This is a genomic window from Reichenbachiella sp., from assembly GCF_039941815.1.
GTDB lineage: Bacteria > Bacteroidota > Bacteroidia > Cytophagales > Cyclobacteriaceae > Reichenbachiella.
Genome location: NZ_JBDVDW010000030.1, coordinates 1 through 17,139 on the forward strand (window position 1 = coordinate 1; position 17,139 = coordinate 17,139).

Here is a 17,139-nt window from a genome sequence, read left to right on the forward strand (position 1 = left end):
TGATGAAAGCATAAAGCGCAAAGAAAGAGGCACTTATATTGAAGAGGCATAGCACCGCTATGGTGATTCAATAAATATATGTTAAGTGTCTATTTCAAAGTGCTTTATGATTGGAATAGATTATCTAATGCATATTTCAGGTTAAAACACAAGGAACTCCCATCTACTTATTAGACGCCTCAATCTTAGCATCCAGGCGGCTAAATATTAGAGAAATAGTAAAACCCATAGGGAGCAAATAAATTCACCTATTTCCAGCACCTCAATATTATACTCGGAGCAAACAAGGAGTTCCAATTTGCTTTGTACTGTTGCGCAAATAGACCTTCGTACTAATTGAAGGACTCATGCATATGCCGCAAATCATGAGTCATGGTCTCATTATCACAATTATCCACCCTTAGCTGTCCGAATTCCAAACTATTTAGTCCAATTAAAAGACGATTTACCTGATACCTTTACAATAATTACAACGGACTGCTTAAGTATCTTCAAAATTCAATTGTCGACCACATTATAATATTAGAAGTCTTGTAGTCTATTTATTTCGGGTCGTTCTTGAAAGGCAAGTAGTATTTGTAGAAAAATAAAGTGAATGATTTTAAATAAGTTATTTGAAACAGGTTCCATTTACTGAATCTCTATGATTTTCTACTGAAAAGAGAATCAAAAGAGAATCAAAAGAGATTCAGATGATGAGGGAGTCTACGCAACTCAGGAAATCATACGGCCCATTGGCCTCATAAATAGAAACTAAAATCACTTATACGTGGCTGATCTTATTCAGCTGATTGCGGGGTAATAATAAACCCCAACGAGAAACCAGCTTAATTCTTTTTTTGACATTGAAATCATGTCATCGGATCGCTTAATTGAGATATGATGATACGCAATGACCAGTGGCCTTGCAGCCACCTAACTCAAAAGGAAACCTTTCCAACCTGCCTGATTAAGGGTCGTACTTTTTACGGACCCAATAGATCAATGTCTGTCTGGCTATTTGTAGTTGATTTTTTTTGATTCATCATCAAATGAGGAGATGAAAAATATAGAGGTACAATTCAATAAGGATAGTAAGTTTTGGCGAGAAGAATTAATAATTATTAAAGAAGCTGTTTCATCTTCTCAGATCGCAGAAAACAATTTATTGTTCAATCAAGGAATAGAAAAAGTCTCCGGATATGAGCCCGCTAGAAGAAGTCACATGTAGCAAAATCGAATATGCATAAGGAAGAAAATCCGTCTTATTACGTCTATAATCAAGCTGTGTATGTCTTTGATACCCTCAGAGAGACCGCTTGGAAAAAGGGTATCAAATTATTTATGGACTATCACAAGATCGGTAACCTTCGAATTGAAGGAGATCGGAGGATCTTCAGAGACTTGCTTACGCTACTGATCAAGCATGCCTTGAGGTCTTTTGAAGAGCCGGAGTTTATCGAAATCTCGTTCGGCGAATCTGCAAACAAGCAACTTTTGATCGAACTCAATATTAGTAAATCCGATGTGGCTAATGATGATTCCAAATCATTAACAGGTCACGATCAGCCGCAACATAGTGGAATGAGTGATTTACTTCGAAAAGTTAGAGGTAGCGTCGAACTCTGTAGGCTTGAAGATTTATTGCTGGATATCAGTGGAAAATTGAAAATGACAATAGTATCTAACCATCACATCAATCTTGAAATTGTACTACCGATAGTAAAGTTGTCAAATATGGACAATTCATTACCCAGGGGTGTATTGGGTTCTATCGAAGAAGTCAAAGTGAGTGCTGATGAGCCGAAAGGCCAAACAACTGCTCAAAACAGAATGACCTTAATTGTAGAAGACTTGCAAGAAATGGCAGATTTTCTTAAAGCTTCAATCTCAACAATTAGCCAGGTACATCAGGTGTCCAATGGGAATGAGGCACTCGACTGGCTGAAGGAACACGCCGAAATAGATTTGATTGTTTCTGATGTGATGATGCCAGAAATGGACGGTTTCGAGCTGGTTGAAAAAATCAAAGCAGATGATCGACTATCACAAATACCGATTGTTATGCTCTCCTCCCGATCAGAAATTTCTACAAAACTCAAAATATTTAACCTGGGTGCTGATGACTATATCATCAAACCATTTTATGATTCAGAGCTGTTGGTGAGGTGTGAAAAGCTTTTTCAGCGTAATCATGAACGAAAGCTCGCCAATGTCGCAGAGCAGAGCATGGAAATAAAAAGCCTGGAGAGTATTTCAGCCAGTGAGCGGTTTATTAATCAGGTAAAAGAGATCTTATTGCGCGAAATTGCCAACTCTGCTTATAATCTGTCACAGTTGTCAGAGGATTTAGAAATCAGTAAAACCACGCTTTTTAGAAAAGTGAGGCAAGCCACAGGCATGAGTGCCAATCAATTTTTCAGAGAAACTAAATTGCAGCAAGCGAGAATTTATTTGATCCAGGGAAAGTATAAGTCCGTGGCTCAGGTAAGCTATGCTGTTGGCATTGATACCCCGAGTTATTTTTCCAAACTTTTTTATGAGCGCTTTGGAATCAGGCCATCTTCTTCGCTCTATGATTCTTTGAAGTAGCAGCATCGGACCATGTTTGGTCTGGCTACCGTTGAAGTGTGCCGAACGACCCAATAATCAGAGCATATTCACTAATTCATGCCACAAACATTCCAATCCTATATACAAATGATTCATATGGTCTCCTTTAAGAAAAAGATCTGAGAAATATTGACCAGATTAGAATTTACCTATCTGGCCGAAACAACCCATCTGACCTCTATTGTCAATTTACATAATATTAAAACATTCATCGATTATGAACACATTAGAGCAAACCTTCGGATCAAGGCCAAATCAATCATTTTTAAAAGCGCGAATGCTGATCATGCATTTGACCCTGTCATGGGTATTTATACTGGTCTTGAGTACTATTTCTTATGGGCAGGACTACTCAGCCATGGATTTCGAGGCCAATCATAACGGAACCAATTCCGTTCGAGGCTACAAACAAACTGCTACAGAAAAGCCAATCTTCTTTAGGGTGACCACCACAGGTACGGATAAAAGTGGCTACTATGGAGGCTTTGAATTTTGGAATAGTAGTAATTTCGATAATACAACCGAAGCCAAAAGGTTGTTTGGTCTTTATGCTCAAAATAATACTATCCAATTTAAAGCTGGTACGGATGTCGTATTCGATTATAACGGTTCAAATTTATTTACTATTTCTTCTTCTTTGAAGGTCACAGGAGATTTGGATGTATCTGAGGGCATGATAGTCAAAGGCCTTTTGGAGGCAACTCAGGGTATGAAAGTCACAGGCCTATTGGAGGCAACTCAGGGTTTGAATGTCATAGGCCTATTGGAGGCAACTCAGGGTATGAATGTCACAGGAGATTTGGAAGTCAATGGACATTTGAAAGCAAATAATGGCATGACAATCACAGGAGATTTGGGAGTCTCAGCCGCGCTGACAGCTAATCATATGGAGGCAAAAAATGATATGACAGTCGGAGGCCATTTGAATGTATCTAATATCATGTCTGACGTAGATAATGTTGATTTTGAAAGCAATATAAAATTTACTAAAAATAATTCACTTTCGTTTTCAAGAGGGTTTGGGCAAAGGATCAATTTAACTGAAATAGTTTCATCAAATACCAAATCAGACCAGTCAACAATAGCATATGGAATAGGTGTGCAAACCAATACGCAATATTTCAGAAGCGCCAAGAACTTCGCTTGGTTTAAAGGAGGCTATCATAGCAATAATGAGGTGAATTCGGGTTATGGGAAAATAATGATGGTATTAAAAGACGGAAAATTGGGAATTGGCACTGATACTCCAAGTGCAGGATTAGAAGTAAAGGGAACGGCCAAAGTATCTGGCTTGGCCACTCTGGGCGGAGGAATGATCGTCGGAGGCGTCTCTGAGATAGAGAAAATAAAATCTCCTGAAATTACAGTTATTCCAGACATGACCCCTGATAAAAATAATGGCGCATGGCCAGACTATGTGTTTGAAAAAGACTACAAGCTGACTCCGCTGAACGAAGTAGCTCAGTTTGTAGAAGATCATCATCACCTACCAGAGGTGCCATCGGCAGCGGATATTGCAGCAGAAGGCTATAGCCTGGCAGAGATGGATGCCATTCTACTCAAAAAGATCGAAGAGCTCACCTTACACATGATCAGACTCCAACTGGAAAATGAGAATTTGAAGGCCCAAATGGGCCAATAATCTCTCGAAATCACCAGAGTGATGAAGTAGGAGGTCTGCAGAAAAATTCCTCATATTATTTCAAACTCCATTCTATTCTGACCTCCTCTTGTTTTGCTTCGAAGATATCCGACAAGCAAGTTGTAAGATCATTTTATAGCACTTAAAATCAGAAATGATGAAAAAAATATTTACTTTAATTCTGCTGCTAGCGTATAGCTTGGTATCGCAGGCTCAGACTGAGGACTCAAAAGAGCCGATCAGGATAAATGTTAATGACAATCTTGTTTTTTATACCGCCCTAGGCGATTCGCCTATTATACTGACACTAGGTGATGCCAGCGATGTTTTTGTGAATGCTGACAAGATTACTGGGTATACCAGCACTAATGATGCCCTCTATATATTTGGAGATAAAGTGAGCATAACTGGTGGGCCTTCTACGGGAGGTTTTGAAACCATAGGGCTTGGTGAATATAATAAGGTAAGTGCAAGCGATTTAAATCTTTCCATAGCCGATATAAGCGATAACCGAATTAGTTTGATATGGAATGCACAACACGACGCTGATGGTTATTTAATATTCAGAACCGATAATTTGGGGGGTGAATTCTCAGCCATGGATTATGAAAATCCCTATGCTGTTATTGCAGGAGCCGCGATCGGTGGCTACGATGACAATGAGGTGAGTCTAGGTCTTAATACCGTTTACAGATACCAAATGTTGGCCTATCGTATTTCTGATTCTTATTGGATCTCTGCACTTTCTGATGAGGTGGAGAAGGTCACTACCAGACCTAAGTATACCGTTTCAAACCTAAACGAATATATAGTAAATCACAATATCTCTATTACAGCGGATGCCTTAAGCAATACTGAAAATAATACTTTAATCTACAAAATAAAGGATAACGATACGTTTTTGAGTGAATTTGAAGGAGAATTGCATCTCTATGAGAATGATAACACAGGGATGTCTTGGGATTATGCGCTGAGCCTGGATGGAGAGGATAACGAAGGGATGTATATTGAATTTCCAGTCGAGGTATCCAATCTTACGGATGATTGGACAGTGGAAATGGTGATCAAACAAAATGACAGCGAAAGTACGCCAGCCTACCTAGTCACCTCCGATTTTTCTGTAATCGGTGACGGAGAAGGCAAACTCCAACTCGTCAGTACAGATGGTGCTCTCATTGCTGAAGTATCATATACCGCCGCTAGTGACTGGCTTCACTTCACCATGGTCAAATCAAGCACCAATTTTCTAATCTATGCGAACGGAAGCCTGGCGACATATACTTCAGGGTCTTCTCCTGCGACTACAGTTACGACGCCAATCAGTATTGGTCAATACAAAAACGTTCATTTCTTCAAAGAGGCTCAATTGGGTATGGTCAGGGTATGGAAGAGCGCAAGATCCGCTCATCAGATCGTAAACGACAATAATAAACTCTATCGTAATGTAGAATCCAATACTCAGCCTCAAGACTTGGTCAACGAATGGATTTGGGACATCCCGAATGCTAGTGACAACTCTGGCTTGCTAAACAATCTACTTTCTGTAAAATCAACGGATCTTGAGAAGTATACAGCTACATGGAGCGATGTATCCGATGAGATGATTAGTGCTGGTAATATTTCTTTCACCCAATACGTGACCCCTGGCTCTTCGCATGACTATGATGTGTTGTTCTACGAGCAAGGGTCTGGCCTTCTACTAGCTACTATTTCTGCTAAGCCAAATGGTGCTACTGCCGCTGATAAACTTGTAGTGCAGAAAGAGTTGGACCCTGAGGTTAGAGCTGACCCTTCATTGGTGGAGGCCGTTGGCGAATGTATCGAATCTACAGAAAAATACAGTGTCAAACTTGAGTATTTGACCAACTTAGCGGCTGAGCGATTTATAGTCAAAAGACAAGAAATTGGAAGCGACGTGATCATAACGCTCGGAGACCTTACCTTCGATACAGACTCTGATTGCACCTCCTCTTCTTATTCAAAGCGAGGCGTATATTTTGATACATTTGATGGCGAAGATGAAAATTCGATAGTAGGCAATACGGAATATACCTATACTATCACTCCGTATTATGAGTACACGGAGCATTCAGGGACACCCACAATAATTTCATCATCGACCTATACATCATATTTCACGGCGACTCCAGCTACTGATCAGGTAGACTTATCCTGGGATCAATCCAGACTGGCCAGTACATTCTCCGCCGACACAGTGCTGATCATTCGTGATGCCGAGATCATTGCCAGACTAGTAGACCAAGGGGCCTATACCGATACGGATATGACCTACGGCAAAACCCATACCTATGGTGTGCACCCGCTCGTAAACGGTGAGCAGGTATTTGCAGAATATGTTGAAGCAGGGGTAGATGCAAATGGAGCAGTCTCCGGTTGGTTGCTGAGTGAGAATGGATTCTTCTTATCAAATTTCTCTTTAGAAGCAGCTACTTCTATTGGCGGAGATGTAGGCCCCATACTGACTTCAGAAGCAGACGGCAGCTTTAGTGCGACAGATATCTTTTATGATGCTAAGGCTACATTTGAATTGGGCGAGTTCGATGATGGGAACCCTGAAACCAAAACTGCAGATTCAAACGATTTTTTTACGCTTTCTAAACAAGACAATGAACTCACGAATCAAATTATAGTAACGGATTATGTCGTAACAAATACTCAAATAGAGCCCTCTGATTTTGGTTATATTGACCAGACTGATTACTTCTCTGGCAGCAGCTATGTGCAGTTCGCAACTACCTTTGGTTGTACCGTTTGTGGGAACCATGGTCCGTATAGAGTACCGGTGATGGTTACATTTAGAGACGATGTGATCATAGGGTTTACAGTAGCAAGTATTAATACTAGGAAAAACCATTATAATTTTAACTTCACGGATACAACTGGTGTGCCAGGACAATCATATGAGTATAAAATTTTGGCTCAGTATTATGATGAAAAAATAAACAAGTTTTATTACAATTATGTCATAAAAAATATTATCTATCCGGAAGTACCTGAGGTAGGTAACTTAACCGTGAAGGCTACAAAGGAATTGGATAATACCGACGTTGAAGATGCTGTAGTCATAAATTTTGATTATGAAAATGTTAGCAACACAGCTGTAGGATATGCAATAGTTGATATTGATTTAGACTTCACCTATAAAGATTTTTTTAAACTGTATCGTCGAGCCGATACTGAAGGAGCTGAGGAAACCCTTATTCAGGAATTTGATTTCGACAATACCAAAACTGATCCATATTCCTACACTGACTACACCGGTATCCCTGGAGCTACCTACACCTATTATGTGACAGCCGGACAGGGAGCAAACGAGTCAGATTATGAGGGAATTACAATAGAGTATCCGTCTAGTAGCTGGGAGTTTACCGTAGTCAATACCTCTTCGGGAAATTCAGATTATTTAGAATTTGAACTCACCACTCTCTCCACCGAAGCCGAACTAAACAATGGCAATGTAGACGGCCTGGTGGTGATCGATGCTCAGACCCAAGCACATGTGCATTGGATTCCTATGACTGATTTTCGGGACGTATCTGGAACCATCACCTCTCCCAAAGTATACTTTTTGGATACAAAAGGTGATGATGCGAGTAGAGCGTTCTATCTGCACTACTACAAGTCCAATGAGAATGGTAAGGTTGTATTTGCAAATACTTCTGATACTAATATCAAAAGCATAAGTAGGGAGAAATTGGGACTAGCTGATTTGAATACCACTTTCATTGAAGGAGCTGGCTTTTACAAAGTGAGCTGGACTACCATCGGTAGCGCAGCAGCCGACGAACGCAGAGCCTACAAAACAGTGATCAGTAAGAACAAAAATAGCACGACAGGTTCATTTGAAGTAGATCACGCGAAAGGATCCTGGGCAGGAGAAGACGGCTTGGGAGCAGGTACTCGCTATCTCCTACAGGTAGATAGTGAGGGTAGCATTGCTTCCTCAAATACGCTCGATTTTACGGCTCAGTCAAATAAAGGATATGCTGACTTTCCTGAGATAGGTAATCTTACGGTCAGCAAAGACCTACGGACAGGAGTGGTGCTCACCTGGGAATACGAGGATTTCGCCGATGCTGGTTTTGAAATCTTCCGGGACGGAATAAAAGTAAATACCGTAGCCCCTGGTGTGTATAGCTATGTGGATTTACACCACGCTACGGATAACATCATCCATGTCAATGAGGCCTACGCCTACCAGGTGCGAGCGATCTACGATCAGGATGGGGATGGAACCTACGAACTATTCAGCCCAAGAGCTACCGCTACAGGTATGCGGCGGGTACCTTTCGTCGCTGAAGGATTTGTGTATGATACCGAAAAGCGTGGAGTACCCTATATCGATGTGAACATCGGCAAAGCCTGGACCAAAACGGATAGGACGGGATATTATCAGCTGACCGATCTTTATTATGGGCAAGGGGAAGAAGCTACTTTGAGGATCAGGTATCAGGAAGATGAGACTAACAGCATTGAGTACGATTCTAAGCCACTGCAGTTTGATGAATCTCAGCTAACGTATATCAACCATTTCAAAAATATCAAAAGGGCCAATAATATTTTGGAGAATAGGCATAGAACTGCAGCCGATGGATTTGCTGTATCTGCTTACCCAGATCCCGAGTCACTAAGTGTGCAATTGAATATGCAACTGACCAATGACAACTATGATGGTGTGAAGGTGAGTACTGGCAATGTGGTCATCGCAGAATTGGATGTGACAGATGCTCTCACCTATGTAGACAATGATCCGGAATACGGTTTGTGGGTTAATTATTGCATCACACCCTATCTGATCGATACAGAAGGTGAAGAAATCTCGGGGATAACCGTATGTTCTGATCAAATGACTGCCCCGAGTCTGTCTGCTCCTGATTATTTGTTAGCTGAGGCCACTGATGAAGGATATGTGTCATTGCAATGGTTTATGCCCTGCAGTGCTGGCCGCTCCTTTGACCTTTACAGAAACGGTGATCTCTATAGCCAGGTTGAGGGCGATTTCTATACCGACGAATCTGGCTTGCTGGGACAACCCTATCTGTACGAGATATTTACAAAAGCAAATGCTACAGGAGAGCTGTCCGAGTCCTCGGCAAAAGTGGAAGCCACCTATCCATTGCTACCCGGGGTAAGGGATTTTGATGCTGAGACCAATGAAAGCACTGGCGAAGTGACCCTAAGCTGGAATTATGAAGACAATGAGAATATTGTAGGGTATCAGGTATGGAAAAACGATGCCCTGTTTGCTACAGGATCGATCCCTGATGCAGGCTTGACCGGTTCAACCACTGTGGTGGATGATGGCGGCATACCTGGGGCCCTTGCGCATTATAGCATGGTCGTAATAGATGACAATTTGAATGTTTCCAAGGATACGTCCATACTGATTACCTACCCCGATTTACCAAAGATTAGCAGTTTCACATTTGATGATAAGACCAAAATTGATACAACCATTATATCCTGGGATTATGAATTGGTTAATGTATCAGGGTTCTACATAAGTATTGATAATGAAATGCAGACATTTGATGAAACTTTCATTGATACAATAGTCGAAGTGACTGGTGAGGAAGACAATTCCTACGAATACATCTGGACTGGTGGTATTGCAGGTTATGAATATGACGTCAAGATCACACCCTATACCGAAAGAACAGGAGAAGACGGTGAATCCAGTATCTATAAGGCACCAGGGCATAAGGAATCACATTCCTTTGATCCGTTGCCTACAGAGATCGAGGTGGCTATAGCCAGTGGCTACGAAGCCGCTACTACTATTAGCTGGGAATATGAGAGTTTCAATTATCATAAAATAATTATCACTCTTTTCCCATCTAATAAATCAACTGAAATATTGAAATTTGAAGTCAATGAACCTTCACAACGCTATCAAAATGTAACACTTGAAGATGGTGTGGTCCAGGGTGAAAGATATACCTTGTCTTTTGAGGCAGTAGCAGGAAATACGAAAACTAGTGCAGGATCTGCCCAAAACCTTACCCTATCAGGTGACAAGACCTTGACTTTGAGGGATTATGAGCTCCTTGACTACTCAGAGGCCAAAGTATCCAGTGAATCAGAGGGCTTACAGATCTCATTTAATCTGACTGAGACTTCCACTATTAAAGTTTGGCCAGGTTCCATCAATCTCTATAGAAAAGGAGATAGTGGAGAATATACGGTAGTTGATGCGATGTACGTTGCAGCATATAACGCAGAAAAAGTGACGCTAGTGGATATTGACGCTACGGCTGGAGTCGTCTACCAATACAAAGTAGTATATGAAAAAGAAAATAGTGACTTTAAGAGGACTATCCTCAGCCTATCTGGAGAAAACCTGAATCTCCCTGGCACAATTGATGGCCTTATCTTCAGTGGCGGCAGTGCGCCAGAGGGCCTACCTGGTATTGCCGTGACGGCAGTAGCCACAGTAGATGGCATTCAATATACCTATGAGTCAACTTCGGAAGTAGATGGCAGCTTTAAATTTGAAGACCTTCGGGTGGAAGATGCCAGTGGCGAAGCTGTCACCTATACCCTCACCCCAGGCGATGGTGATCGGGTGTTCAATCCGGAGTCGCAGACTCTGGCTTTGAGCAGTGGGGTAGTCTCCCGATCCCTCAATCAAAGTTTCTTGGATGTGAGTATCGTGACTTTCCAGGGGCAGCTCAGCTATATACATGGCGAGGCGAAGAGTGGAGAAAGAAATATTGCCGTATATGGAGTACAGGCGACGGACGATACAGAGAACCTACTTACGCAGGGGCAAACTGAAGGTGGAGCCTATGACTTGGAAATCACCCTGAGCGATGCCTATTCCAGCTATCAGTTAAGAATGGCTGATCAAGGTGAAAACAGCGAAGTGGATTATGTATACGATTATTATGAAACCACCGAGTCAGGGAAATATCACTTTCAGAACCTGGCCTACGGTGATGTCATTGAAACCAATTTTATAGATACCCTAACTGTGTCTACCACGCTTTATTTTAAGGACGCCTGTGGTGATGGGATCGACGGCTATCGCTGGAAATTGTCTGTGATGCAGCAAGATGAAAGTTTTAGTGAGTTGGTGTATACTGACACCAATCAGGACTATATTGAGCTGGACCTGGCTCCGGTCAATTACGAAATACGAGTCATGGACGTATCGCCTTTGACTTCAGAGTCTAAAGCCATGCTGGAGTTCTTTAGAGGAGAGCAGGTGACTTTCAATCATGGAGATTCATTACTTAGTTTTACGAAGACAGAACAGAAAAAGGACCAGAGTAATCGTCATTCGATCAGTGTAAGTACTGACTTTGTTACCGATTATAGCTATACCTTTTTACCTGATCCTGTATTCGAGATGGAACTATCCACATTCAGCACAAGTGAAGGTCACTATGTGAGCAAGGCTTGTATTGGCGATGAGGCCGGAGGCTTTTGGGAAGTAGGGTTGCATACACCCTATAATCTGAAAGTAAAAATAAAGAACGAATCCGATTGTGAGCTGACCGAAGGTTATATCCTGATCAGAAACAATGCTTCTGAGAAGGTTTTTGCTCCAGACAGTAGATATGTGTCAGACAAGCTGGTCTATGTGACGGAGGCTATAGCAAAAGAATACGGTTTGTCCGCTACGCCATACGACCGATGGATGAGGGAAGTACTGGATGATGAGGGTACAGTGACTGGCTATGAAGACTATGCCGAGACCGCCGGCAATATCAATGTAGCCAAGCCCTATACCCGATTGATAGAAGCGTATTATTATACCGATCAGGGACGGTATGTAGCTACCGGGTGGTTGACTGTGGTGATCACCGGCACTAAGGCCATGAGCGGACAAGATTTCTTGTTCGATATCGAATCAGACGAGCAGCTGGTGCCCTTGTACGTATTGCACGACCCACCGGGAGACAACAGCTCGGCTACTATCAATGCAGGATCATCCATAAGCTACAGTTTTGATGTAAATCATGATGGAAATATCAAATATAAAAATAATGTGAGTAGCACGAGTTTTGTAGGTGGCTTGTTTAATGGTGTAGAATTAGTGACTCAATTAGATGTAAAAGAGTCATATAATCAGAACTGGGGATTTTCGCTTAATTTCTCTGAGTCCATTAGCACGCCGTCGAGCAACACCTACGATCCCAACTTTATCGAATATATCACCGGCGACATTGCCGATGTGATCGTAGGGGTCGGACTGATCCAGCAATACGGGATGGGGAGAAAAATAGCCGTAGGAACGGAGGAGGATGCGTGTGAGCGGACAGAAACCCTCGAGCTGATCGTAGAACCCAAGGAGCTCACCACCGATTTTGTCTATACGGTGCATGAGATATTGACCAGTCTGAGGTATTATAAAATCCTGCTGGAAGATCCCACAACCCAAATCACCGACGAGTCCTTGGGAAATCTTATTGATGAGGATGACGATGGTGATGTGGACAAAGCCGATCTACTGGTAGGCAGAATAGAAAACCTCAACAATATTCTGCTATGGCACCAGGAAAAATATCGGGTGCCCGTACAGGTCTGTGACATGACCAAGCATATTAAAAAGAAGATTTTGGGTGCTCGTCAATGGGAGTTGGGCATTGATGGGAAGATTAATAACATCATGAAGTTTTGTAATAATGATCAGTACATGGCCTATCGCTATTCTGAGCGTGCTACATATGATGAAGCCACTGGAGAGGTCTCTGTGGCAGAAGAGTCAGATTGGGGCAAATCCTATCATATGATCACCGAAGACTATGTCGTACCGCAAAAAGATCTGCAAGGGGATAATCAGGACGACCTGAAGCTGCAGGGCATGCCCTGGGCAAAGAAAAGAGTCGTTTGGGATGATGCTACTTTTGAGAAATTTGATAAGGTGATGGCAGATTACATGGACGTTTTGGTGGCCTACGAAGTTCATCAATTAAACGAAGCGGCCATACTGGATTATGATGCAGATAGGGATAATGAATTCACTTCGTATAGCGGTTTTGACAAGATAGGAGACCTCAGTGAAAACCGTACCTTCTCTGGTTTGGTACCTTATAGCAGGTCTTTGACAGTCAATCGCAGCGCCAGTGACAATCTTAAACAGGGAATATCTACAGAAATTACAGCTGCTTTCAAGACTGGCTTAACTCTTGAAAATAAGACGGCTACTATTTTTGGTATGGCTATAATGGTTGACTCACATGTAGGTGATGTTAATGCCAAGATTAATAGAAGCAATGCATTAAGCATAGGGTTTAGCGTCAATTTCAATCAAAAAGTATCCAAATCCAACAGCATGAACATCAGCTACAAGCTGTACGACGATGATGCGGGCGATCACTTCAATGTATGGACGATGACGGATCCCTCCGGCTATCTGTGGGACAGCTCACCAGAGTTTGCGCTGACCTCTGGCAAGTCATCGTGCCCCTACGAAGATGGTACGATCGCACGAGATCAGGTATCTCTGACTACCATCAATGAGCAGGGTGAGGTAGTACCCAATGTGATAGTGGATCAGTCGATTGATGAGGACCTGTTTTTGCCCTTCCGACTGACCAATGAAGCCCCTTTCCGTGAAGTGAGGTTCTATCGCATGTTCTTGTTCAAAGAAGCTGATTTGAGCACCGAAGACACAGGACTGGGGACCCAGGATATGGAAGAAGTGCAGATTCTCGGCGATCCTGACTTTGAGCGCGACATCATCCTGTTCGACCATTGGTCGTCAGGTCTTGGCTCCGATGAGGAAAGCGACAACTCACCGGGCTACAAAGATGTGATCTGGAAAGACCTGGCGCAGTGGCACGAAGACCAATGGGATCATGTAGAGTTTGTGGCCTATGTAGCTCCGAGTTGCGCTATGACCTTTCGCGAGGCAGTGCGTACCGCTTACGATGTCTACTTCGATCGGCCGGCATCAGAAGTCACTCTGCCCACCGAGCGAGGCGACTGGCTGATCAATGCCAGACCTGGTGACATAGATCCTGCTGTAAATGAAGAGGATTTAGGACCAAATCAGTACCTGAGCATAGAGCTGGATGATATGGAGGTAGAAAATGAGTTTTATGAACTTGAAGAGGTGTATCTGGAAATACGAAATAAATATGATGCGCAGAACGATTGGGTACTGGTTTCTACTAAAACGAACCTCAATACGAATGATACGGATTACACCTTAAATTCTGGTTATTCCCGCGAAGAACTATCAGAAATGGGTGAATTCCCGGTAGTATTATGGATACCTGCTGATACCATCCCGGATGGAGACTATCAGATCAGGGCATCTATCGTAGGAGATGACGATGGTTTCTATCAGACCCAACCCTGGGATGGTCGCATAGACCAGACCAAACCATACCCTGCCAAGCTGCCAGAGCCGGCTGATGGCCTGCTATCCAAGGGAGATGCTATCGGGGTAAAAATAAGTGAGGAGATCAATAGTGGTCTGTTTTATGCGCTGCCCGACAATCATACCATCAGAGTATTTGAGCTGGATGGATCTACCCCCTACGACTTTAGAGAGGGCACAGGCGGATTCAATGATGTGGTGGGCGTGCTTACTTATGATCAGGATCCGACGGTCAGCGACTATACCATCTTTGCCAACGAAAGCGAGATTGATATCGTGATCAAAAACAGCATCCTTGATGAAATCGACGGATTGATCGTGACCGTAGAGATAGTAGGAGTAGAAGACCTGGCTGGTAATGTCGGTGCCGACATCAAATGGACGTTCCAGTCGGACCATGAAAACTATCCGGTGACGGAGATTTCACTCTATGATCCTGAGATACTGGTACTCAATAGTGCTAGTGGATCGGCCTCTGCAGTGGAGTTAACCATCGCAGACCTGGATGTCTTCGAGACACAGTCAGTATTGGACGAGATTTGGGTGCAGTATAGCCACGATGGCCATACCTGGATTACATCTTCTACACATACGATTCAGGATTTGAGAGCGACCTACCAGTCGATGGGGCTGAGTACAGTCACTACGAATCTTACAGGACTGTCAGAAGGCGATTATAAACTTCGCTTGCAAGCCTGGGGTCTGAGCAATTTTAGAAATTCGAACGAGATAGAGCTGCTAGTCGATATGACGCCTCCGGAAATCCTGAGCATTGCCCCAGGACTGCTGACGCCATCAGACGAAGTGATCACCATCGAATTTTCCGAAGCCATGGACCTATCAGCAGCGACAGTGACCGCCACGCTGAAAAATCCATTTGTCACAATTCCAGCTGTCGAATTTCAAGCGTTTACCTTGGTCGCACACAATGGGTTGACCTACACTACCGATCATGCGAGCACTATGTATATCAAGCTGGATGAAGCACATGCGGACTATGCGCTACTGTATGCTGCCTATGGCAATGACCTGTCATTCACCATTAGTGGTGCCACAGATAGAGCAGACAATGCCTTGACCGGGACAGTCAACAGTACAGCAAGTACCACAGTTGGAAATTTCACAACCACGCTGCCTGAGATTACCCTGACGCCAGGAGACTGGTCGATGAATAAGACCAGAGAGCCCATAGATCTCACCTTGAGTAATATGGATCTATTTGGTACGGAAGGCAGTGATTGGGAGGGTATCCGTATTCAGGTACTGGAGACTGGCGAGGTGCTGGTGAACAGTGATGGGTATGAAATAGACTATACCAAAGCTCAATTCGAACAATGGCATGCGCTTGGAGAGCTGGGGACTAAGACTGCTCCTGAAAAGACCTGGGCCTGGAAAGGAAAAGTGAAAAGAGAAGTAGCAGGCAGCATGACTAACGTAGATCTTGAGGAAGGCAGTTGGACATTAAACGCAGTGGCCTATTCGGGCACGGCAGCCAATGGTGATCTCAAGGAGTATCACTCAGCTGACATCAATGGAGTCATGGACTTCACCAGTCCGATGTTTACCGGATCATATACACCGACCAATGATAGCATTGAGGCTGATGATTATACTTTGTCCTTGAGTTTTACAGAAAAATTATCTGAGAAAGCTATAAGCGAGGTTGAAATTCTTTATAGACCTAATGGGTCAAACTCTACTACGCTCAGAGCTCAGAATAATGACCTCTGGATGGTGAAGAATAGGGATCATGAGGTTTTAATTCAATTGTCTGATGACTTCAAAAGTATCTATGAAAACACAAGAATTATCGTGCGAATTGTTGAAGTGGAAGACCCTGCGGGCAATGTTCTTGAAGAGCACGTGACTAAGTATTTTGAAATGGATTCATATAAGCCAACATTTGGTTATTATGGGACTGATTTCTCTGGAGCCAGATTGGAGACTGGAGAAAATGAGTTGAGTTGGACTTCCTATCAGGCCTTTGATCAAACGATCCTGGAGAGATCCAGAAACGGGGTGGACTTCACCATGATCGCTGAGTATGACGGTAGTGAAAACTATCATATCGATGAGGTCAATTTTAGTAAAGTCATCTTCTATCGACTCACTCAGACGACAGCAGAGGGTAGAGTACATATGACCAAGGCCATAGCCATCGAGAATCCTGCTGCCTTACCCTTGCTCAACGTCCACTTGTATCCCTCCCTCCTGGATGGTACCGAAGTGTCATTGAGCGTGTTGACTAATGATGCCGAGACAGCATTAGAGATCGAGGTGAGCGATATCAAAGGAATGATTCAGCAAGCGTTCAGGCTTCCGGCCGAAGACATTCTGAATTCGAATGCTACGATCAAATTTAGTCCGGCACTGAAACCAGGCATGCATTTGATGACTATCAAACAAGGAGAATCTATAAGCATCAAAAAGCTAATTGTTCAATAAGAAATAGTACTTATTGATTGTTTTGAAAGCCGATCCAACAGGATCGGCTTTTTTTATTCGCACTAGTGTCATTGAGGGGTCACCATTCCGATCCAACAGGCGTGTA

At 43.0% G+C, this 17,139-nt stretch carries 4 protein-coding genes; all 4 read left to right on the forward strand.

Translation table 11 applies throughout. The annotated features are described in order from the left end of the window. The first annotated feature begins 1,039 nt into the window (after positions 1-1,039). The 4 genes from ABJF11_RS06900 to ABJF11_RS06915 all read left to right on the forward strand — a co-directional run bounded on the left by ABJF11_RS06900 (position 1,040) and on the right by ABJF11_RS06915 (position 17,033). Positions 1,040-1,210, forward strand: coding sequence for a hypothetical protein (locus ABJF11_RS06900; protein ID WP_348118993.1), 171 nt, complete (start codon positions 1,040-1,042; stop codon positions 1,208-1,210). Positions 1,211-1,221: 11 nt separating this feature from the next. After that, positions 1,222-2,571, forward strand: coding sequence for a response regulator (locus tag ABJF11_RS06905; RefSeq protein ID WP_348118994.1), 1,350 nt, complete (start codon positions 1,222-1,224; stop codon positions 2,569-2,571). Positions 2,572-2,809: 238 nt separating this feature from the next. Then, complete coding sequence (locus ABJF11_RS06910) at positions 2,810-4,234, forward strand: hypothetical protein (RefSeq protein ID WP_348118995.1); 1,425 nt, start codon at positions 2,810-2,812, stop codon at positions 4,232-4,234. 154 nt (positions 4,235-4,388) lie between these two features. After that, positions 4,389-17,033 (forward strand): LamG-like jellyroll fold domain-containing protein, encoded by a 12,645-nt coding sequence (locus ABJF11_RS06915; protein WP_348118996.1) that lies wholly within the window; start codon positions 4,389-4,391, stop codon positions 17,031-17,033. The last annotated feature ends 106 nt before the right edge of the window (positions 17,034-17,139 follow it).